Here is a 20,394-nt window from a genome sequence, read left to right on the forward strand (position 1 = left end):
ATGTGCGACCGGCCAATGACAAAGCCCCGCCAAATGGAGGAGAAACTGACATGAAGACAACAATTCGAAATGCAGCACTCGCTGCCGCCATCCTCGGCAGCACCGGTATGGCGGCAGCAAGCTCGATCCCCGGCATGCGCGGGCACGACCACACCGGCATCACGGTTCCCGACATGAAGCAGGCGGTCGATTTCTTCACCGACGTGGTCGGCTGCAAGAAGGCGATGTCGTTCGGCCCGTTCGCCGACGACAAGGGCACCTTCATGCAGGATCTTCTCGGCGTCGATCCGAAGGCTGTCATCGAGCAGGTCACCATGGTTCGCTGCGGCACGGGGTCGAATATAGAGCTGTTCAAATACACCGCGCCGGACCAGAAGGACCTGACACCGAAGAACAGCGACATTGGCGGTTTTCACATCGCCTTCTATGTCGACGACGTCGCGGCGGCGAAAGCCTATCTCGAGGCCAAGGGCGTAAAGACCAGGTTGGGGCCGCTGCCGGTCAAGGAAGGACCCGCCGCCGGCCAGACCATCCTTTACTTCCAGGCGCCTTGGGGCTTGCAACTGGAAGCGATCAGCTATCCCGACGGCATGGCTTACGAGAAGAGTGCCGAGACGGTGCTGTGGAGCCCGAAGAACCCGGAAAAGTGACCCCACGGACCGCGCGTGCGGCGATGCGCGAGCGCGCGGTCGGCTATTTCGCATAATCGTTTCGGCATAAAACTTTAAGCTTGAAATATCTTGGCCCCGGCGCGATACTGAAATCAAGCAAGCGAAGAGGAGATCGCACAGATGAAGGTTGCGGTTCTCGGCGGCGGACCAGCCGGCCTTTACTTCGCCATTTCGATGAAGCTGAGGGACGCCGCGCACGATGTGACGGTTTTCGAGCGTAATCGCGCCGACGACACGTTCGGCTGGGGCGTCGTTCTGTCAGCCGAAACGCTTGAGAATCTGGCCAGGAACGATCCGGTCAGCGCCGTCTGGATCAAGAAGCATTTTGCGTATTGGGACGACATCGCCGTGGTCCATGACGGCGTGCGCACTGTATCCTCAGGCCACGGCTTCTGCGGCATCGGCCGCAAGCGGCTCTTGATCCTGTTGCAGCGGCGCGCACGCGAGCTCGGTGTCAGGCTGGTGTTCGAGACCGACATCGCCGATCCCCGGCCCTATATGGAGACGCATGACCTGGTCGTCGCCGCAGACGGGCTGAATTCCAGGGCGCGCAACAGCTTCGTCGACATCTTCAAGCCCGACATCGACACGCGCAAATGCAAGTTCGTGTGGCTCGGCACCCACCAGAAATTCGACGACGCCTTCACCTTCATCTTCGAAAAGACCGAGCATGGCTGGGTGTGGGCGCACGCCTACCAGTTCGACAGCGACACCGCGACCTTCATCGTCGAGTGCAGCGAACAGACCTGGGCCGCCTTCGGTTTCGGCGCCATGACGCAGCAGGAATCCATCGCCGTCTGCGAGCGCATCTTCGAAAAGCATCTTGGCGGCCACAAGCTGATGACCAATGCCAACCACATCAGGGGTTCGGCCTGGATCAATTTCCCGCGCGTGCTGTGCGAGCGCTGGTCGTTTGAGAATCTGGCGCTGATGGGCGACGCGGCGGCCTCAGCCCATTTCTCGATCGGCTCCGGCACCAAGCTGGCGCTGGAGAGCGCTGTCGCGCTGGCCGAGTATGTCGAAACCGAACCGGACCTAAAGGCCGCCTTCCGCAAATATGAGGACGCGCGCCGCACCGAGGTGCTGAAGCTGCAGTCGGCGGCGCGCAACTCGCTCGAATGGTTCGAGGAGGTCGAGCGTTATCTCGGCCTCGATCCGGTGCAGTTCAACTATTCGCTGCTGACCCGCTCGCAGCGCATCAGCCACGAAAACCTGCGGCTGCGCGACGCGGAGTGGCTTGAAAGCGCGGAGGAGTGGTTCCAGCGCCAGGCGGGCGCCGGCGCCAACAGACTCCGTCGCGCCCCGATGTTCGCGCCCTTCCAGCTGCGCGACATGCGGCTCAACAACCGCGTGGTCGTGTCGCCGATGGCACAATACAAGGCTGTCGACGGCTGCCCGACGGACTGGCATTTCACGCACTATGCCGAGCGTGCCAAGGGCGGCGCCGGGCTCATCTATATCGAGATGACCTGCGTCAGTCCGGAAGGGCGGATCACGCCCGGCTGCCCGGGCTTCTATGCGCCCGAACATGAGATGGCGTGGAAACGGCTGGTCGGCTTCGTCCATGCCGAGACCGAAGCGAAGATCTGCGCGCAGATCGGCCATTCCGGCGCCAAGGGCTCGACACGGGTTGGTTGGGAAGGCACCGACGTGCCGCTGGCGGCGGGCAACTGGCCCGTCATGGCGGCATCGGCGGTGGCGTGGTCACCTGAGAATCAGGTGCCGAAGGCGATGGACCGCGCCGACATGGACAGAGTGCGCGACGAGTTCGTGGCTTCGGCTGAGATGGCCGACCGCTGCGGCTTCGACATGCTCGAGATCCACGCCGCGCACGGCTATCTCCTGTCGTCCTTCATCACGCCGGTCACCAACCGGCGCACGGATGCGTATGGCGGTTCGCTGGAAAACCGCATGCGATATCCCCTTGAAATCTTTCGCGCCGTACGCGCCGCCTGGCCGGCGCAGAAGCCGATCTCAATGCGCATTTCGGCCAATGACTGGGTCGGCATCGAAGGCGTAACACCCGCCGACGCCGTCGAGATCGCGCGGCTGTTGCATGAGGCCGGCGTCGACATTTGCGACGTCTCGGCAGGACAAACTTCGGTGCTGGCAAAGCCGGTCTATGGCCGCATGTTCCAGACGCCGTTTTCCGACCGCATCCGCAACGAGGTCGGCATGGCGACGATGGCGGTCGGCAACATCTATGAGCCGGACCATGTCAATTCGATCCTGATGGCCGGCCGCGCCGACCTGGTGGCGCTGGCACGGCCGCATCTGGCCGATCCCTACTGGACGCTGCATGCGGCGGTGGCGCTCGGCGACCGTGGCGTGAAATGGCCGGATCCTTATCTGCCGGGGCGCGACCAGATCTACCGACTGGCCGAACGCGACGCCGCAGCGGGGCTGAAAGTATGACGGCCGCCGCGATGATCGCCGGCAGCCATGCCCTTGTCACCGGCGGCGGGTCTGGTGTCGGCCGAGCGATCGCTCTGGCGCTGGCTGGTGCCGGCATCGACGTCACCATATGCGGCCGCCGCGAGGCGGAGCTGGCCAAGGTGGCTGGCGAAAGCAAAGGCGTTTTCGCCATCACTGCCGATGTCACCAATGAGGCGGTGATGGCATCGCTTTACGAGACGGCGGAGGCCGCGCGCGGGCCGTTCGACATCGTCGTCGCCAATGCCGGCATGGCGGGCAGCACGCCGGCGCACAAGACCACGCTGGCCGACTGGCAGCGGACGCTGGACGTCAACCTGACCGGCGCTTTCCTGACGGTGAAGCCGGCGCTCGCCGGCATGGCCGCGCGCAAGGCGGGCCGCATCGTCTTCATCGCGTCTACCGCCGGACTGAAAGGCTACGCCTATGTTGCGCCTTACGTGGCGGCCAAGCATGGCGTCGTCGGCCTGATGCGGGCGCTGGCTGCCGAGACGGCGAAATCCGGCGTGACCGTCAATGCGGTGTGCCCGGGGTTTGTGGAAACCGAAATGCTGGAGGAGTCCATCCAGCGGATCGTGGAAAAAACCGACCGCTCGGTGGAGCAGGCGCGGGCGAGCCTTGCCGCGACCAATCCGCAAGGCCGCTTCATCCAGCCGCAGGAAATTGCCGCGGCCGTGCTGTGGCTGTGCGGCGATGCGGCAGCGTCGATCACCGGACAGGCAATTTCGATCTCAGGAGGCGAAACATGGTAGCCGGCCCCCTGCCCGCGCCGTCGGGACCCGGCAAGGACCGCTTGCGGCTGTGGATCAGGCTGCTGCGCGCCTCGCGCACGATCGAGGCCGAACTGCGCGAGCGCCTGAAGAAGGAATTCAACACGACGTTGCCGCGCTTCGACGTGATGGCCGCGCTCTACCGAGCGCCCGAAGGCATGCTGATGAGCGATCTGTCGCGCTTCCTGCTGGTATCCAACGGCAATGTCACGGGCATCGTAGATCGGCTCGTATCCGAGGGGCTGGTCGCGCGCGCCCGCCGCAATGGCGACCGCCGCACCTCGATGGTGCGGCTGACGGATGAGGGCTCGAAGTCCTTCGCAGTCATCGCTGCCGCTCACGAGGGCTGGGTCGGCGAATTGCTGGGCAAGGTGAGCGAGGACGACGCGCGCCGGCTGACCGGCATGCTGACCTCGTTCCGCAGCAACTGGGAGGGACGCGAATGAGCAAGATGGCCGGCTTCAAGCCGAAGCATTTCCTCTGGCAGGTCGAAGGCCGGATCGCCAAGGTCCGGCTCGACCGGCCGGAGCGCAAGAACCCGCTGACCTTCGACAGCTATGCGGAACTGCGCGATACATTCCGCGACCTCGTCTATGCCGACGATGTCGATGCCGTGGTGTTCCTGTCCAATGGCGGCAATTTCTGCTCCGGCGGCGATGTCCACGACATTATCGGCCCGCTGGTCAAGATGGACATGAAGCAACTCCTGGCCTTCACCCGCATGACCGGCGATTTCGTAAAGGCGATGCTGAATTGCGGCAAGCCGATCATCGCGGCGGTCGACGGCGTGGCGGTCGGCGCCGGCGCCATCATCGCCATGAGCTCCGACATCCGCATCGCCACGCCGGACGCCAAGACGGCATTCCTGTTCACCCGCGTCGGTCTTGCCGGCTGCGACATGGGAGCCTGCGCGATCCTGCCGCGCATCATCGGCCAGGGCCGCGCCGCCGAACTGCTCTACACCGGCCGCACCATGACGGCTGCCGAAGGCGAGCGCTGGGGGTTTTACAACAGGCTTGTAGAGGCGGCATCGCTCGAGGCCGACGCGCTCGACATGGCGGCGCGCATCGTCTCCGGCCCGACCTTCGCCCATGGCATCACCAAGACGCAGTTGAACCAGGAATGGTCGATGGGCCTCGACCAGGCGATCGAGGCGGAAGCGCAGGCGCAGGCGATCTGCATGCAGACGCGCGATTTCGAGCGGGCGTACAAGGCGTTTGTTGCCAAGGAAAACCCGGTGTTCGAGGGGAATTGAGGATGAGCAGGTTGATGGAGACGTTGGCGGGACAGCGCCCCCCTCTGGCCTGCCGGCCATCTCCCCCTCTAGGGGGGAGATTGGCAGCTTCGGCGGCGGCAGCCATCCTGCGGCGCAGGCGATTTGCGAAAGCCGAGATGAGGATCGATCTTCCCCCTAGAGGGGGAGATGTCCGGCAGGACAGAGGGGGGCGCCGTAGAGCACGGACTCTGGAGAACAGCGGAGGCAGAAATGCCTGACCGCTCCTTCCTCGACTGGCCGTTCTTCGAAGACCGTCATCGCGAACTGGCCGGGCACCTCGAGGCATGGTGCGCGAAGAACCTACCCGTCGATCACCATGACGTCGACGCCGCCTGCCGCGAGCTGGTGCAAAAACTCGGCCGGGACGGCTGGCTGAAGCCGACGGCGCTCGACACCGACAATCCGGGACCGCTCGACGTGCGCACCTTGTGCATCACGCGTGAGACGCTGGCGCGGCATGACGGGCTCGCCGATTTCGCCTTCGCCATGCAAGGGCTCGGCACCGGAGCGCTCAGCCTGTTCGGCACGCCGCAGCAGCAGCAATGGCTTTCGAAGACGCGCGCCGGCAAGGTCATTTCCGCCTTTGCGCTGTCGGAACCGCGCTCGGGATCGGATGTCGCCAATATGGAGATGACAGCGACCCGCGATGGTGACGGCTATGTCCTTTCGGGCGAAAAGACCTGGATCTCCAATGGCGGCATCGCCGATCTCTATGTCGTCTTTGCCCGCACAGGCGAGGCACCCGCCGCCAAGGGGCTATCAGCCTTCATCGTGCCCGGGGACAGCAAGGGCCTCGGCATCGCGGAGCGCCTGGAAGTCATAGCGCCGCATCCGCTGGCACGACTGTCTTTCGATCAGGTCCGCCTGCCCGCCTCGGCGCTGATCGGCAAACCGGGCGACGGCTTTCGCATCGCCATGTCGGTGCTCGACGTGTTCCGCTCGACCGTCGGCGCGGCGGCACTCGGCTTTGCTCGCCGCGCACTCGATGAAAGCATCAAGCGGGTGGCCGAACGCAAGCTGTTCGGCGCGCCGATGGCCGAGCTGCAGATGGTGCAGGGCCATATCGCCGACATGGCGCTCGACGTCGATGCCGCGGCGCTTTTGGTCTACCGCGCCGCCTGGACCAAGGACATGGGCGCGGCGCGGGTAACGCGCGAGGCGGCGATGGCCAAACTGTTCGCCACCGACAAGGCGCAGGAGGTGATCGACAAAGCGGTGCAACTGCATGGCGGCGACGGCGTCCGCAAGGGTCACATCGTCGAAAGCCTGTATCGCGAGATCCGCGCGCTGCGCATCTACGAGGGTGCTTCCGACGTGCAGAAGGTGGTGATCGCGCGGCAGGTGATGGGCGCTGCCTGAACAGGGCGCGTCGTCGGACTGGACTGTTTTCGAACGCGGATATTGCGGACCGATATTGGAGAGTTGAAATGCACGAGATCCTGCAGCCGGAAGGCTGGGCAAAACCGGTCGGCTATGCCAATGGCGTTGCAGCGCGCGGCAGGCTCGTGTTCGTCGGCGGACAGGTCGGCTGGAATGGCCAGTGCCAGTTCGAGACCGACGATTTCGTCGGCCAGGTGCGGCAGACGCTTCAAAATATCGTCGCGGTGCTGGCGGAGGCCGGAGCTGAGCCGCGGCACATCACGTCAATGACGTGGTATTTCACCGATAAGAGCGAATATCTGGCCAATCTCAGGGGTATAGGCGAGGCCTATCGCAAGGTGATCGGCCGGCATTTCCCGGCGATGGCCGCGATGCAGGTGATGGCACTGGTCGAGGACCGAGCCAAGGTGGAGATCCAGGCCACCGCGGTTATTCCGGAATAATCGGCCGTCGCTTCGTCATCCTGGGTGCAGCAAGGAGCGTAGCGATACGGCGCAGACCCCAGGATGAGAAATCAGGAAGGCATCGGCCAGACTATTTTCCGCGAAGGCCGGCCCGCTCCAGCAGCGGCAGCACGTGATCGCAGAAATAGGGGAGTTCCTGCGTGTAGTTGACGAAGGACAGCGCAATGCCCTGGTAGCCATGCCCGGCAATGGCGACCATATCGGCGGCGATCGTTTCGGGCGTTCCGACCAAAGGATAGGTGCCGGCGCCGCCGGCGAAACGCTGGCGGTAGCGGTCATAGGCATACGGGTCGTGCGACCGCGAGAATTCCTTCTTGCCGGCCATATGGGCATCGACCGCCTCACGGTCGGCCAGATCGACGGCATAGCGCGTGTAATAGGCCTGCGCCTCCTCCATCGTCGGCCGGCAGACGACATGCGCCACGGTGTAGACGCCGACCTCGCGGCCAGCCTTGTCGGCCCGCTCACTGATATCGGCGACATGTTTGCCGGCATCGTCCATTTCGGAAAAGGTCGTGAACAGATAGTCGCAACGGGCGGCGGCGAAATCGCGGCCCGGACCGCCGAAAGCCGCGTTCATCGTCACCGGGCGCGGAACTTGCAGGCTGGCCGGCCGGCTGACCGCCTCCTTGAGACGATAATAAGTGCCCTCATAGTCGAGAGGTTCAGCCGACGCATAAAGCCTTTCCAGAATTTCGATCCATTCGGCGGCCTGATCATACCCCTTCTCGACCAGCGGCGTGCCGAACATGCCGAATTCCTTCGGGTTCCAGCCGCAGACGATGTTGAGGCCGGCACGGCCCTGGCTGATATGATCGACCGTCGCCAGCGCCTTGGCGGCGTACAGCGGATGCACGAGGGGCACATGCACGGTCATGAACAGGCCGATCTGCTGGGTGGCCACACTGAGCGCCGCCGCCCAGGTGAAGGTCTCGAACGACCATTCGCGCACCCTGTTGCGGCCGCCAAAGCCGCGCCAGCGCGCAATCGGCAGCAGGAATTCCAGCCCCGCGCGGTCGGCGATCTGCGCCGCCGTCAGATTGTCGTGCCAGCTTGCCGTCCAGCGTTCAGGCACATCCGATATGGCAAGGCCGCCATCGGCATTGGTCGAGAAGACGCCGAGCTTCAGTCTGTTTGGGCGGTGCAGGGGATGCGCTTTGATCATGTCCGGAACTCGCGGCGGGAGATCGACACGCTAGGCCCGCGCGAAAATATTTCAAGCCTGAAATAGCTTCGCCTCGCCGCTGTTTGCGGATATGAATTCCGGCACGACAACAAAGGGATGGAGCGATGAGCGGGTTTCGCAACAAATGCATCGGCAGGGAAAGCCTCGTCGGCTCCTTTGCCGCCATTCCGCATCCCGTTGCGGTCGAAGTGATGGCGCAGTCCGGTCTCGATTTCCTCTGCATCGATTGGGAACATGCCCAGATTTCGCGCGACATGATCGAAACAATGGTGCGCGCGGCCGATATCCATCGCGTGCCGGCCATTGTGCGCGTGCCCGGCCATGCACCGGAAGCGATCGCCGCGGCATTGGACAGCGGCGCGCAAGGCGTGCTCGTCCCGCGCGTCTCGACCGCTGCCCAGGCGCAGGCGGCGGTGAAGGCCTCGCGTTATCCGCCGACCGGCGAGCGCGGCGTCGGGCCCGGGCGGGCCGCCGGCTATGGCTACCGCATCTCCGAATATCTCGCTCAGGCCAATGACAGCATCGTCGTGGCGGTTCAGGTCGAGACATCGGAAGGGCTGGCCAATATCGAGGCGATCGCCGCCGTCGAGGGTGTCGACGTGACCTTCGTCGGGCCCGGCGATCTCTCCGTATCGATCGATGCGATCGGCCCGAAAGGCGCCGACAAGCTCGCGCAAGCGATACACAGGATCATCGATGTGACGATCGCGCATGGCAGGACATCCGGGATCTTCTGCGCGAGGCCGCAGGATGTCGCCCAATGGGCGACACTCGGCGCCAGTTTCTTTATCCTGGCCAGCGACACGATGTTTCTGGGGGCTGGCGCTGCCGCCGGCAAAGCCGGCGCGGATGCTGAGCTGGGCGGTAGCGGCCGCAGCTAGCGCTATCGAAAGGTTTGCCAGGCGCCGTCGCCGCCAACTTTTTAAGCTTAAAACTTTTGCCTTGAAAACTGCCGCGGTTTGGATAAGCATTCCTCGATCGATGGCGACTGCCGTTCCGGACGGGCTTGCCGGACATCCATCGTGGTGCATCGGGTGGGATCAAAGGGTTTCAGTCCTTGTCGTTCATGCTGCCCCCAGTCATCCTCCGACACGCGCCATGCGTGCGATGGCGTGCGCGCGCCAGATCCGCGATCCGCATACCGAGAGCATCGCCAACCTTGCCTTCCCGCCCATGTGCGTCTGCCGCGACCGGACAGCGCCCGACCGTATGGCGGCGAGCATGAATTGACGCCCCGCTGGGAGGTGGGGCGGCAAGAAACCGTGCGGGCATCAGCCCGCCCGATCAACAACCAGAGGGAACACCCCAGAGGGACCAACAATGAGCCTGACCCGTCGCAATCTCATCCTCCTCGCGGCCGCCATCGGCATCGCCGCCGGACCGGCAACCGCCTATGCCGCCGATGTGCTCAATGTCGGCGCCTACCCGACCAACCCTCCGTTCGAGTACAAGAACGAGAGCGGCACTTTCGAGGGCTTTGAAGTCGACATCGTCAACGAAGCGGCAAAGCGCGTCGGCATGACCACCGACATCGCCGATCTCGGCTTCCAGGCGCTGTTCGCCGCCACCACCTCGAAGCGCATCGATGTCGCCATCTCGTCGATCACCATCACGCCGGAGCGGCTGAAGTCGCAGTCGTTCACGCAGCCTTACTATGATTCCGACATGGGCATCGCCACCAAGACCGACAGCCCGATCAAGGCCGAGGCCGACCTCAAGGGCAAGATCGTCGGCGTGCTGTCCGGCTCGACCGGCGAGACCTGGGTCAAGGCGCATCAGGAGGCCGATGGCCTCAGCGACGTAAAGGGCTATGACACACAGCAGAACCTTTTGCTCGACCTCAGCGCCGGGCGCATCGACGCGGCTGTCAGCGACATTCCGGGCATGCAGTACTCCTTCACCAAGATGAAGGATCTCACCGTCAAGGAACGCATCAAGACCGGCGAACAGTACGGGCTGATGATGACCAAGGACCACCCGCTGCTCGGCAAGCTCAACGACGCGCTGACGGCAATGAAGAAGGACGGCACGCTGGCCGCGATCCACAAGAAGTGGTTCGGCAGCGACGCGCCCGCCGATTCCTCGACCGCCAAGGAAATGCCGGTGCCGAAGGCCTGAGCGGCGGCCGCCAAGGAGAACGTGCCGGCTCGAAAGGCCGGCACGTTCCGTTTGATACATAGTCTCCCGGAACCAGCGCGGCGCGGCAAAACCGCTTTCGCTGTTCCGGACCTCTGCTCCGGCGTCAAGGGACGCCAAACGGTTCGGGAAAGCCTCCCATGTCGCTGCTCGATACCTTCTTCAACGCCGACGTCATCGCGTCCAGTCTGCCGGCGCTGCTGCGCGGCTTTCTCAACACGCTGCTGCTCGGCCTGCTCAGCATCGGCATCGGCATCCCCATCGGCCTGGTGATCAGCCTGTTGCGGCTTTATGCGCCGAAGCCGCTCCGGTGGCTGGCGGTCGGCTACACCGATATCTTCCGCGCGCTGCCGGTGCTGGTCGTGCTGATCCTGATCTATTATGCGCTGCCCTTCCTCGGCATCCGCCTATCGTCCTGGGCTTCCGCCGTAACGGCCTTCGCCATCATCATGTCGGCCTATTCGGCGGAAGTGTTCCGCTCCGGCATCGAAAGCATTCCGCGCGGCCAGTTCGAGGCGTCGCAGGCGCTCGGCCTGCCGTTCCTTTTGACCTTGCGCAAGGTGGTGCTGCCGCAGGCGGTGCGCGTCGTCATCCCGCCGATGACCAGCAACTGCGTCTCGATGTTCAAGGACACCTCGCTCGCCTCCACCGTGGCGCTGCCGGAACTCCTGAAGGAAGCGACCAATGCACAGTCGCTCTATGCCAATCCCTCGCCGCTGATCGGCGCAGCCCTGGTCTATCTCATCTTCCTGTGGCCGATGGTTCGCCTCGTCAGCCTGCTTGAAGGCCGTTTCAAAACCGAGAAGACGCGCTGACCGCGCCTTCAACTTCCCCTCTACCGAGCACTTCGCAGGAGACGACCATGAACAAGCATCAAGCCGCCAATGCGACCGGCACTTCCGGCGCATTCCCTGTTGAAAGAATCCGGGCGATGTTTCCGGCCTTGCAGCGGGCAGGCGACTTCATCTTCCTGGACAACGCCGCCGGCGCGCAGATTCCGCAGAGCGTGCTCGATGCGGTGACCAACCATCTGGTATCGCACAATGTGCAGCGCGGCGGCCGCTATGGCCGCAGCGTCACCGTTGACCAATCGGTCGCCGATGCGCGGACAAGCGTGGCACTGCTGATCAATGCCTACAGCCCATCCGAGATCTGCTTCGGCATGAACGCCACCTCGTTCATCCGCCTAGTCAGCCTCGGCATCGGCCAGATGCTTGGAGAGCGCGACGAGATCGTCGTCACCGACATGGACCATGACGCCAACATCGCGACATGGCTGGCACTCGAATCCGCCGGCGCCAAGTTCAAGTGGTGGCGCATGCGCGAGGACGGCAATCTGCATGTCGACGATCTGCGCCCGCTGGTTTCAGAACGCACCCGGCTTGTCGCCTGCACGGTGACGGCCCATTCCATCGGCTCGATCGTCGACGTCGCTTCGGTGGCAGGGATCGCCCACGCCGCCGGTGCCGAAGTGTTCCTCGACTGCGTACATTACGGGCCGCACGGGCTGATCGACGTCCAGGCCTGGGATTGCGACTATCTCGTTTGTTCCGGCTACAAGAATTTCTCGCCGCATATGGGTTTCCTGTGGGGCCGCTTCGAAACGCTGAAGCGGCTGCCGACCTTCCGCGAGGATTTCATCCCCGACGAGCCGCCCTACAAGGTCGAGGCCGGCACCTTCATCTACGAGAACGTGTCGGGCATGGACGCGGCGGTGCAGTATCTGGAACTCATCGGCCGCAACCTTACTCCGTCCAACAACCGCTCGCGGCGCGAAAACATCGTCGCCGGCATGGGCGCCATCCGCGACTACGAGCTGGTGCTGGCGCGCGAGATGCTGGCTGTGCTGAAGAGCTGCGGGGCAACGATCTACGGCGTTTCCGAGGAGGCCCGGATCAACGAACGCGTGCCGACCTTCTGTTTCAACATCGGCAAATTGTCGCCGCAGCGGATCGTTGAGGAAATGGCCGAATTGCAGATCGGCATCCGCGACGGCCACATGTACGCCCCGCGCCTGATGAAGCGCCTTAACCTGTCGATGGACAGCGGCGCCATCCGCGCCTCGCTGGTGCACTACAATACGGTAGACGAGGTCAGGCGTTTCGGTGAAGCGCTGCGGGCTGTCATCGCGAAGCTGTCGTAAGCGCTCGACCCTTTTCGCGAGAGAAACCGGAGGCGTGACTGCCTCCGTTTCGTCATCCACGGGCGGAGCAAGGAGCGGAGCGACGCGGCGCAGACCCGAGGATGACGACCACCGCGGCTTAAGCCGCTTTCTTCTTCGCCAGCCTCGCCTTGATGCTGGCGACGTCGGCGCGCGGCGTGGCGGCGAACAGGGTCCTGGTGTAGCTGTGCTTGGGGTCTGAAAAGACCTCGTCGCGCGAGCCGTATTCGACCGCCTCGCCGAAATACATCACCATCACGTCGTCGGCGATGTAGCGCACCACGGAGAGGTCGTGGCTGATGAAGACATAGGTCAGCTGGAACTCGTCCTGTAGGTCGGCGAGCAGGTTGAGCACCTGCGCCTGCACCGAAAGATCGAGCGCCGAGACCGGCTCGTCCAGCACCAGAAGGCTCGGGTTCAGCATCAGCGCACGGGCGATGGCGATGCGCTGGCGCTGGCCGCCCGAGAACATGTGCGGATAGCGGTTGTAGTGCTCGTGACCGAGGCCGACCTTCTTCAGCATCTTCATGGCGAGGTCGCGCCGCTCGGCGGCCGTCTTGTCGGTGTTGATCAGCAGCGGCTCGCCCAGCACGTCGCCGATCTTCTGGCGCGGGTTGAGCGATCCGTAGGGGTTCTGGAAGACGATCTGCACCTTGCGGCGCATCTCCCTGGTCAATCCGCCCCTGGCGATGTCGACCTTGTTGCCGTCGATGAACAGTTCGCCCGATGTCGCCGGATCGATGAGCGTGATGATGCGGGCGAGCGTGGACTTGCCGCAGCCGCTTTCGCCGACGATGGCGAGCGTCTTGCCCTTATCCACGGTGAACGAGACGCCCTTGACCGCGTGAACCGTGCGCGGCCCGCTGAACAGGCCGCCGCCGATATGGTAGTCGCGAACGATGTTCTTGCCTTCGAGGACGGTGGTGCTCATGCGGAGGCTCCCGCGGCCGAGGGCGCCGGCTCGAACAGCATGTCGGAAACGGTCGGCAGCCGGTCGCCGACCGCGTTCTCCGGCAGCGCCGACAGCAGCGCGCGCGTGTAGTTGCTTTTCGGGCTCTCGAACAGCGACAGCACGTCGGCCTCTTCCATCTTGCGGCCCTTGTACTGAACGATGACGCGGTCGGCTGTCTCGGCCACCACGCCCATATTGTGGGTGATCATGATCAGGCCCATGCCGTATTTGGCCTGCAGCGAAACCAGGAGATCAAGGATCTGCTTCTGGATGGTGACATCGAGCGCGGTGGTCGGCTCGTCCGCGATCAAGAGCTTCGGATTGCAGGCGATGGCGATGGCGATCATGACGCGCTGGCACTGGCCGCCCGACATCTGGTGCGGAAACGAGCTCAGCCGTTCTTCCGGATCGGCAATGCCGACGAGCTTCATCAATTCGATGGCGCGCGCGCGGCGCTGGGCGCGGTCCATGCCCATATGGAAGCGCAGCACCTCCTCGATCTGGAAGCCGACGGTGAAGCACGGGTTGAGGCTGGCGATCGGCTCCTGGAAGATCATGGAGATATCCTTGCCGACGATCTTGCGCCGCTCGGACGGGCTGAGCTTCAGCAGATCGACGCCGTCGAAGGCCATGCGGTCGGCCTTGACGGTCGCGGTGTTGGGCAGCAGCCCCATCACCGCCAGCATCGCCACCGATTTGCCGGAACCGGATTCGCCGACGATCGCCAGCACTTCGCGCGGCTCGATCGACAGGTCGATGCCCTGCACGGCCATGAACGGACCGGCGGCGGTGTCGAAGGAAACGGTGAGATTCTTGATCTCGAGCAGGGACATGCTCACGACCTCTTCAGCTTGGGGTCGAGCGCGTCGCGCAGGCCGTCGCCGATCAGGTTGATGGCAAAGACGGTGATCAGGATGGCAAGGCCCGGGAAGGTCACCACCCACCAGGCGCGCAGGATGAACTCGCGTGCTTCGGCCAGCATCGTGCCCCATTCCGGGGTCGGCGGCTGCGCGCCCATGCCGAGGAAGCCCAGCGCCGCGGCTTCGAGGATGGCGTTGGAGAAGGACAGCGTCGCCTGCACGATCAGCGGCGCGATGCAGTTGGGCAGGATGGTGACCAGCATCAGCCTGAGATGGCTTGCGCCCGCGACCTTGGCCGAGATGACATATTCGCGGTTCTTCTCCGCCATCACGGCGGCGCGGGTGAGCCGGGCGAAGTGCGGCTGCAGCACGAAGGCAATGGCGATCATGGCGTTGACCAGCCCAGGTCCGAGAACGGCGACCAGCACCAGCGCCAGCAGCAGCGACGGGAAGGCCAGGATGATGTCCATGATGCGCATGATGAGCGTATCCACCCAGCCGCGGCAGTAGCCGGCGAGCAGGCCGAGGATGACGCCGGAGATCAGCGCCGTGGTAACGACGACGAAGCCGATGGCGAGCGAGAAGCGCGAGCCGTAGATCAGGCGCGAGAGAATGTCGCGGCCGACGGCGTCGGTACCGAGCAGGAACTGGGCGCTGCCGCCCGCCTGCCAGGCCGGCGGCGTCAGGAAGAAGTCGCGGAACTGGTCGTCCGGCGAATGCGGGGCGAGCAGCGGCGCGAAGACCGCGATCAGGATCAGCAGCGCGAAGACGAAGAGGCCGATCACCGCGCCCTTGTTGATCGAGAAATAGTGCCAGAACTCGGCGAACATCTGCAGCCGGGCGTCCTGCGGCCTGACGACGGTCGCGGCTTCGATTGTGGCAGGGCCTTCGTTGGTCATGTCAATTCGCCCGGATACGCGGGTTGATGACGGCATAGAGCACGTCGACGATGAGGTTCACCGACATGACGATGAGCGCGATCAAAAGCAACCCGCCTTGCACGGTGAAATAGTCGCGCTTGGAAATAGCGTCGATCATCCATTTGCCGATGCCTGGCCACGAAAAAATGCTCTCGGTCAGGATGGCGCCGGTCAGGAGCGTGCCGACCTGCAGGCCAATGGTGGTGACGACCGGGATCAGCGCATTGCGGAAAGCGTGCAGCCCGATGACGCGGCGAGGCGCCAGGCCCTTGGCGCGCGCGGTGCGCACATAGTCCTCGCCGAGGACCTCGAGCATGGCCGACCGCGTCTGCCTGGCGATGACGGCAAGCGGAATGGTGCCGAGCACGATGGTGGGCAGGACGAGGTGCGACAGGGCCGAGCGGAATGCACCCTTCTGTCCGGAGATCAGGGAATCGATGGTCATGAAGCCGGTTACCGGCTTGAAGAAATAGAGAAGGTCGATGCGGCCGGAAACCGGCGTCCAGTGCAGCATGCCGGAGAACACGATGATCAGCAGCAGCCCCCACCAGAAGATCGGCATGGAATAGCCTGCCAGCGCCGTTCCCATGGTCAGTTGGTCGAACCAGGAGCCGCGGCGGATCGCGGCGAAGATGCCGAAGGCGACGCCGATGACGATGGCGAAGATCATGGCGAAGATGGCGAGTTCGACGGTTGCCGGGAACCGCACCAGGAAATCCTTGAGCACCGGCGTCTTGGTGGAAAACGAGGTGCCGAAATCACCGCTGAGGATATTGGCCAGATAGGTCAGGTACTGTCGCCAGATCGGCAGGTCGAAGCCGAACTGGTGCATCAGCGCAGCGTGACGTTCGGGCGACAGGCCGCGTTCGCCCGCGAGCACCAGCACCGGATCACCGGGCAGGATGCGCACGAAGCCGAAGGCGAGGATGGTTATCCCGATGAAGGTCGGGACGATGAGGGCGAGCTTGCCGAGGATATAACGCAGCATGGCGGGCGAGGTGGGACGGCGCTGTGGCGCCGCCCCGTTTCGCGAACCTTATTCGGCGATATCGACGCCGTCGAAGCGATGGATGCCGAGCGGATCCATCGCAAAGCCGGAGACGGTCTTCTGCATCGGCATGAACACCTTGGAGTGTGCGAGCGTCGCCCACGGTGCCTGTTCCTTGAAGATGACCTGCGCCTGTTCGTAGAGCTTGGTGCGCTCGGCCTGGTCGGAAACCGTCTTGGCCTTGTTGATGAGCGCATCGAAGTCCTTGTTGCACCATTCCGCGCGGTTGTTCGAACCGACGGAAGCGCAGCTCAAGAGTACACCGAGGAAGTTGTCCGGATCGCCATTGTCACCGGTCCAGCCGACGATGACGGCGCCGTCGTGATCGACCGCCGAAGCGCGCTTGAGGTATTCACCCCAATCGTAGCTGACGATGTTGACTGTGACGCCGACCTTGGCGAAGTCGGCCTGGATCAGCTCGGCGGTGCGGCGCGCGTTCGGCATGTAGGGGCGCGACACAGGCATGGCCCAGACATTCATCTTGAGGTCCTTGACGCCGGCCTCTTCGAGCATCTTCTTGGCCGCATCCGGATCGTACGGATCGTCCTTCACGTCCTTGTTGTAGGACCACATGGTCGGCGGGATCGGGTTGACGGCCACCTGGCCGGCGCCCTGGAAGACCGCGTCGATGATAGCCTTCTTGTTGATGGCCATGTTGAGCGCCTTGCGCACGCGCACGTCGTCGAACGGCTTCTGCTGGGTGTTGTACATCAGCGCACCGACATTGAGGCCTTCCTGCTCGTCGACCTTCAGGTTCGGATCGGCCTGCAGGCCGGCGATGTCGGCCGGCGCCGGGTAGGACATGATGTTGCATTCGCCGGCCTTCAGCTTCTGCGCACGGACCGCCGGATCGGTGGTGATGGCGAAGACAAGGTCGTCGATCTTCTGCTTGCCGCCCCAATAGTCGGGGTTGGCCTTGTAGCGGATGGCAGCGTCGGTCTGGTAATCGACGAAGATGAACGGGCCGGTGCCAATCGGCTTCTGGTTGAACAGTTCAGGCGTCTTGTCCGCCTGCAGCTTGTCGGCATATTCCTTGGAAACGATTGAGGCGAAGTCCATGCCCAGCGTCGGGATCAAAGTGATCGCCGGCTCCTTGAGGGTGAACTTCACCGTCAGGTCGTCGACCTTCTCGACCTTGGTGATGTTGTCGCCGAACTGGTCATTGTAATACTGGTAGGCAATGCCCGGTATGTACTGGAACCAGGGGCCGTTCTTGTCGACCTGACGCTGGAACGAGAACACCACGTCGTCGGCGTTGAAGTCGCGCGTCGGGGTGAAATAGTCGGTAGCGGCGAACTTCACACCCTTGCGAAGCTTGAACGTGTATTCCTTGCCATCGTCGGAAATGGACCAGCTTTCGGCCAGGCCCGGCGAGACCGTTGTCTTGCCATGGTCGAATTCGACGAGGCGGTTGAAGATCGTACGCGAAGACGCATCGAACGTCTGTCCCGCGGTGTAGGGCGCCGGGTCAAAGCCTTCCGGCGAAGCTTCGGCGCAGTAGACCAAGGTTTTTGCGTTGGCCACGCCGCCCAGGACGCTTGCAGCCAGCAACGCGGCTGCAAAAGTCAGTTTCTTCCTCATTGAGCACTCCCTGATGTTTTTCCAAGCCCCTCTATCAGGCTCGCGAAGCGCGCATATAAGCACCGTTTCTCCGGCTTTGGAACACCCAGTTTGCCTACCCCATGGTAAGCGGGAAAAAAATCCTCCTCTCCGCAAAAAAATGGAAAAATTCAGTATTTTTTTCTATTCACAACATTATTAACGACCGCATTTTTTTATTGATCACCAATCTTACGAGATCGACGTCGCGCCCGCTTTCATATGACCGGGGATGCCGGACGATGCAGGGCCGCTGCGCCCGTGGCGGGAAAGATTTTCGGCGGCAAATCTTTCGACGGCTTGCCGCTGGGGCAAGGCTTGCACGCCCGCCGATAGAGGCCATACATAGACAAGGCACCGTCGGCAGCGGGGGACGCCTCTCTTAGCAGGAGGCGAGCGCGGCAGGGGCGAACAAAACAGGGAGGGACGGTTGGCAAAAGCATCGAACAGGACGGCTCCGCCGAAGACGGCCAAGGCGACCCTGAAGCCGGCCGCGGGCGCCGACAAGCAGCCAACGCCCTCCGCCAAGAACGCAAAGGGCGCAAAGAGCACAAAGGCAAAGGTCGCAGGGAAACCTTCCGCCGGCAAGGCGGACGCTGTTGTCAAACCGGCCGCGAAGCCGGCGGCCAAAGCCGTCCCCGCAAAGACGTCGGCGAAGGCCGGAACTGCTAAAACCGGGACGACAAAGACCAGTTCGACCAAGGCCGGGACGACGAAGACTGGCGCGAGCAAGACCGGGGCGACCCGGACTAGCAAGACTGGGGCCGCACAAGCCGCATCCGTGGCCAAGCCGGCACCGGCGGCCTCGAGACCGGCGGCCGCCAAGCGATTGCCGAAAGCGCTCACCGCCCTTGCCGCAGGCTTGCCGGAAAAGCCCTGGCTGGAAAGCTACCCGAAGAACATGCCGGCCGAGATCGGCGCCCTGCCCTACAGCTCCATCGGCGATTTCCTCGTTGCCGCCTGCAAGCAATTTGCCGGCCAGCCGGCCTTCACCTGCATGGGCAAGTCGATCACCTATGCGGAACTCGAACGGCTTTCGGCGGCGTTCGGCGCCTACCTGCAATCGACCGGGTTGCCCAAAGGCGCACGCGTCGCCCTGATGATGCCGAACGTGCTGCAATATCCGGTGGCGATGATGGCGGTGGCGCGCGCCGGCTACACGGTGGTCAACGTCAACCCTCTCTACACGCCGCGCGAGCTGGAACACCAGCTCAAGGATTCCGGGGCACAAGCGATCATCATCCTGGAGAACTTCGCCAGCACCTTGCAAGCGGTGATCGCCAGGACGTCGGTCAAGCACGTCGTCGTCGCGGCCATGGGCGACATGCTCGGCGGGCTCAAGGGAAGCATCGTCAATCTGGTGGTGCGCCGCGTCAAGAAGATGGTGCCGGCCTGGTCATTGCCCGGCCATGTCAAGTTCAACGCGGCGCTGAAGGTGGGCAGCGGCATGGGTTTCAAGCCGGCCAAGGTGGCGGCCGACGATATCGCGTTCCTGCAATATACCGGCGGCACCACGGGAATCTCGAAGGGTGCTATCCTGCTGCACAGCAACGTGCTGGCCAATGTCGCGCAGAATTCGCTGTGGCTGCAGGACGCTTACACGGTCAAGCCAAAACCCGCCCATCTCAACCTCATCTGCGCACTGCCGCTCTATCATATCTTCGCGCTGACCGTGAATGCGCTGATGGGCATGCAAATGGGTGGACAGAACATACTGATCCCCAACCCGCGCGACATCCCCGGCTTCGTCAAGGAAATGGGCAAGTATCCGATCCATATCTTTCCAGGCCTCAACACGCTGTTCAACGCGCTGCTCAACAATGAGGATTTCCGCAAGCTCGACTTCAAGCCGCTGCTCCTGACGCTGGGCGGCGGCATGGCGGTGCAGAAGGGCGTCGCCGAGCGCTGGAAGGCGCTGACGGGCTGCCCGGTCAGTGAAGGCTACGGCCTGTCGGAGACGTCGCCCGTGGCAACGGCCAACAAGTTCAGCTCCGGCGAATTCACCGGCACGATCGGCCTGCCGCTGCCGTCTACCGAGATCGCCATCCGCGACGAGGAGGACAACAATTTGCCGCTCGGCGAGGTCGGCGAAATCTGCATCAAGGGGCCGCAGGTGATGGCGGGCTACTGGAACCGGCCTGACGAGACCGCCAAGGTGATGACCAAGGACGGCTTCTTCAAGTCGGGCGACATGGGCTTCATGGACGAGCGCGGCTACACCAAGATCGTCGACCGCAAGAAGGACATGATCCTCGTTTCCGGCTTCAACGTCTATCCGACCGAGCTCGAGGAAGTCGTGGCGCTGCATCCCGGCGTGCTCGAAGTGGCGGCAATCGGCGTGCCGGACGAGCATTCGGGCGAAGTGCCGAAACTGTTCATCGTCAAGAAGGACCAGGCGCTGACCGCCGAGGCCATCACCGCCTATTGCCGTGAGAACCTGACCGGCTACAAGCGGCCCAGATACATCGAATTCAGGACAGAACTGCCGAAGACGCCGGTCGGAAAGATCCTGCGGCGCGCATTGCGCGAATAGGAGCC

18 protein-coding genes are annotated in these 20,394 nt (G+C 63.5%); 12 read left to right on the forward strand and 6 right to left on the reverse strand.

All coding sequences use genetic code 11. From position 1 onward, the window contains the following. Positions 1-50 precede the first annotated feature (50 nt). From LB545_RS16205 to LB545_RS16235, 7 genes are all read left to right on the forward strand, one after another. A complete protein-coding gene (locus LB545_RS16205) occupies positions 51-650 on the forward strand; it encodes a VOC family protein (RefSeq protein WP_140629986.1) in 600 nt (199 codons plus the stop codon). Between the two features lie 141 nt (positions 651-791). Further along, on the forward strand, positions 792-3,086 hold the full coding sequence (locus LB545_RS16210; RefSeq protein WP_224705459.1) for a bifunctional salicylyl-CoA 5-hydroxylase/oxidoreductase: 2,295 nt from the start codon (positions 792-794) through the stop codon (positions 3,084-3,086). After that, on the forward strand, positions 3,083-3,856 hold the full coding sequence (locus LB545_RS16215; RefSeq protein ID WP_224705461.1) for an SDR family NAD(P)-dependent oxidoreductase: 774 nt from the start codon (positions 3,083-3,085) through the stop codon (positions 3,854-3,856). The genes LB545_RS16210 and LB545_RS16215 overlap by 4 nt, the downstream gene beginning before the upstream one ends. After that, complete coding sequence (locus tag LB545_RS16220; protein WP_140513060.1) at positions 3,850-4,320, forward strand: MarR family winged helix-turn-helix transcriptional regulator; 471 nt, start codon at positions 3,850-3,852, stop codon at positions 4,318-4,320. The genes LB545_RS16215 and LB545_RS16220 overlap by 7 nt, the downstream gene beginning before the upstream one ends. Then, complete coding sequence (locus LB545_RS16225) at positions 4,317-5,129, forward strand: enoyl-CoA hydratase family protein (RefSeq protein ID WP_140629994.1); 813 nt, start codon at positions 4,317-4,319, stop codon at positions 5,127-5,129. Before LB545_RS16220 ends, LB545_RS16225 begins: the two co-directional genes overlap by 4 nt. Before the next feature lie 231 nt (positions 5,130-5,360). Continuing rightward, a complete protein-coding gene (locus LB545_RS16230) occupies positions 5,361-6,509 on the forward strand; it encodes an acyl-CoA dehydrogenase family protein (protein WP_224705463.1) in 1,149 nt (382 codons plus the stop codon). 68 nt (positions 6,510-6,577) lie between these two features. After that, entirely contained in the window at positions 6,578-6,973 is a 396-nt protein-coding gene (locus LB545_RS16235; protein ID WP_224705465.1) for a RidA family protein, read from the forward strand. A 91-nt stretch (positions 6,974-7,064) separates the two neighbouring features. Here the strand turns inward: LB545_RS16235 and LB545_RS16240 are convergent, their stop codons facing one another. Next, positions 7,065-8,159: an LLM class flavin-dependent oxidoreductase gene (locus tag LB545_RS16240; protein WP_140649417.1), complete on the reverse strand. Its 1,095-nt coding sequence runs from the start codon at positions 8,157-8,159 to the stop codon at positions 7,065-7,067. A 125-nt stretch (positions 8,160-8,284) separates the two neighbouring features. Between LB545_RS16240 and LB545_RS16245 the strand changes: the two genes are divergently transcribed. The 4 genes from LB545_RS16245 (at position 8,285) to LB545_RS16260 (ending at position 12,459) form a co-directional block, all read left to right on the forward strand. After that, positions 8,285-9,061: an HpcH/HpaI aldolase family protein gene (locus LB545_RS16245; RefSeq protein ID WP_140759386.1), complete on the forward strand. Its 777-nt coding sequence runs from the start codon at positions 8,285-8,287 to the stop codon at positions 9,059-9,061. 439 nt (positions 9,062-9,500) lie between these two features. Beyond that, the gene (locus tag LB545_RS16250) at positions 9,501-10,298 is read left to right on the forward strand and encodes an ABC transporter substrate-binding protein (RefSeq protein WP_140496991.1); all 798 of its coding nucleotides are present in this window, start codon (positions 9,501-9,503) and stop codon (positions 10,296-10,298) included. Positions 10,299-10,456: 158 nt separating this feature from the next. Next, entirely contained in the window at positions 10,457-11,131 is a 675-nt protein-coding gene (locus LB545_RS16255) for an amino acid ABC transporter permease (RefSeq protein WP_140556801.1), read from the forward strand. A gap of 47 nt (positions 11,132-11,178) precedes the next feature. Then, positions 11,179-12,459, forward strand: a complete 1,281-nt coding sequence (locus tag LB545_RS16260; RefSeq protein WP_224705467.1) for a cysteine desulfurase-like protein — start codon at positions 11,179-11,181, stop codon at positions 12,457-12,459. A 118-nt stretch (positions 12,460-12,577) separates the two neighbouring features. On the opposite strand, the gene LB545_RS16265 is transcribed toward LB545_RS16260, so the two are convergent. The 5 genes from LB545_RS16265 to LB545_RS16285 all read right to left on the reverse strand — a co-directional run bounded on the left by LB545_RS16265 (position 12,578) and on the right by LB545_RS16285 (position 17,838). Next, on the reverse strand, positions 12,578-13,408 hold the full coding sequence (locus tag LB545_RS16265) for a dipeptide ABC transporter ATP-binding protein (RefSeq protein WP_140496998.1): 831 nt from the start codon (positions 13,406-13,408) through the stop codon (positions 12,578-12,580). Continuing rightward, a complete protein-coding gene (locus LB545_RS16270; RefSeq protein ID WP_140497000.1) occupies positions 13,405-14,262 on the reverse strand; it encodes an ABC transporter ATP-binding protein in 858 nt (285 codons plus the stop codon). The genes LB545_RS16265 and LB545_RS16270 overlap by 4 nt, the downstream gene beginning before the upstream one ends. 2 nt (positions 14,263-14,264) lie before the next feature. Beyond that, positions 14,265-15,119 (reverse strand): ABC transporter permease subunit, encoded by an 855-nt coding sequence (locus tag LB545_RS16275; protein WP_181169874.1) that lies wholly within the window; start codon positions 15,117-15,119, stop codon positions 14,265-14,267. Positions 15,120-15,189: 70 nt separating this feature from the next. Further along, positions 15,190-16,197 carry an ABC transporter permease subunit gene (locus LB545_RS16280; protein WP_140497004.1) on the reverse strand — a complete coding sequence of 336 codons (1,008 nt, stop codon included), beginning with the start codon at positions 16,195-16,197 and terminating at the stop codon, positions 15,190-15,192. Between the two features lie 48 nt (positions 16,198-16,245). Next, complete coding sequence (locus tag LB545_RS16285) at positions 16,246-17,838, reverse strand: ABC transporter substrate-binding protein (protein WP_224705468.1); 1,593 nt, start codon at positions 17,836-17,838, stop codon at positions 16,246-16,248. Positions 17,839-18,286: 448 nt separating this feature from the next. Between LB545_RS16285 and LB545_RS16290 the strand changes: the two genes are divergently transcribed. Beyond that, a complete protein-coding gene (locus LB545_RS16290) occupies positions 18,287-20,389 on the forward strand; it encodes a long-chain fatty acid--CoA ligase (RefSeq protein WP_140523723.1) in 2,103 nt (700 codons plus the stop codon). Positions 20,390-20,394: the final 5 nt, after the last annotated feature.

Source organism: Mesorhizobium sp. BR1-1-6 (assembly GCF_020165355.1).
Taxonomy (GTDB): Bacteria; Pseudomonadota; Alphaproteobacteria; order Rhizobiales; family Rhizobiaceae; genus Mesorhizobium.

Coding starts and splice junctions, on each gene's coding strand:
- LB545_RS16250 (WP_140496991.1), top strand. CDS start 9,501: ATGAGCCTGACCCGTCGCAATCTCATCCTCCTCGCGGCCGCCATCGGC.
- LB545_RS16255 (WP_140556801.1), top strand. CDS start 10,457: ATGTCGCTGCTCGATACCTTCTTCAACGCCGACGTCATCGCGTCCAGT.
- LB545_RS16285 (WP_224705468.1), bottom strand. CDS start 17,838: ATGAGGAAGAAACTGACTTTTGCAGCCGCGTTGCTGGCTGCAAGCGTC.
- LB545_RS16265 (WP_140496998.1), bottom strand. CDS start 13,408: ATGAGCACCACCGTCCTCGAAGGCAAGAACATCGTTCGCGACTACCAT.
- LB545_RS16205 (WP_140629986.1), top strand. CDS start 51: ATGAAGACAACAATTCGAAATGCAGCACTCGCTGCCGCCATCCTCGGC.
- LB545_RS16220 (WP_140513060.1), top strand. CDS start 3,850: ATGGTAGCCGGCCCCCTGCCCGCGCCGTCGGGACCCGGCAAGGACCGC.
- LB545_RS16245 (WP_140759386.1), top strand. CDS start 8,285: ATGAGCGGGTTTCGCAACAAATGCATCGGCAGGGAAAGCCTCGTCGGC.
- LB545_RS16230 (WP_224705463.1), top strand. CDS start 5,361: ATGCCTGACCGCTCCTTCCTCGACTGGCCGTTCTTCGAAGACCGTCAT.
- LB545_RS16215 (WP_224705461.1), top strand. CDS start 3,083: ATGACGGCCGCCGCGATGATCGCCGGCAGCCATGCCCTTGTCACCGGC.
- LB545_RS16280 (WP_140497004.1), bottom strand. CDS start 16,197: ATGCTGCGTTATATCCTCGGCAAGCTCGCCCTCATCGTCCCGACCTTC.
- LB545_RS16260 (WP_224705467.1), top strand. CDS start 11,179: ATGAACAAGCATCAAGCCGCCAATGCGACCGGCACTTCCGGCGCATTC.
- LB545_RS16235 (WP_224705465.1), top strand. CDS start 6,578: ATGCACGAGATCCTGCAGCCGGAAGGCTGGGCAAAACCGGTCGGCTAT.
- LB545_RS16270 (WP_140497000.1), bottom strand. CDS start 14,262: ATGTCCCTGCTCGAGATCAAGAATCTCACCGTTTCCTTCGACACCGCC.
- LB545_RS16210 (WP_224705459.1), top strand. CDS start 792: ATGAAGGTTGCGGTTCTCGGCGGCGGACCAGCCGGCCTTTACTTCGCC.
- LB545_RS16275 (WP_181169874.1), bottom strand. CDS start 15,119: ATGTTCGCCGAGTTCTGGCACTATTTCTCGATCAACAAGGGCGCGGTG.
- LB545_RS16240 (WP_140649417.1), bottom strand. CDS start 8,159: ATGATCAAAGCGCATCCCCTGCACCGCCCAAACAGACTGAAGCTCGGC.
- LB545_RS16225 (WP_140629994.1), top strand. CDS start 4,317: ATGAGCAAGATGGCCGGCTTCAAGCCGAAGCATTTCCTCTGGCAGGTC.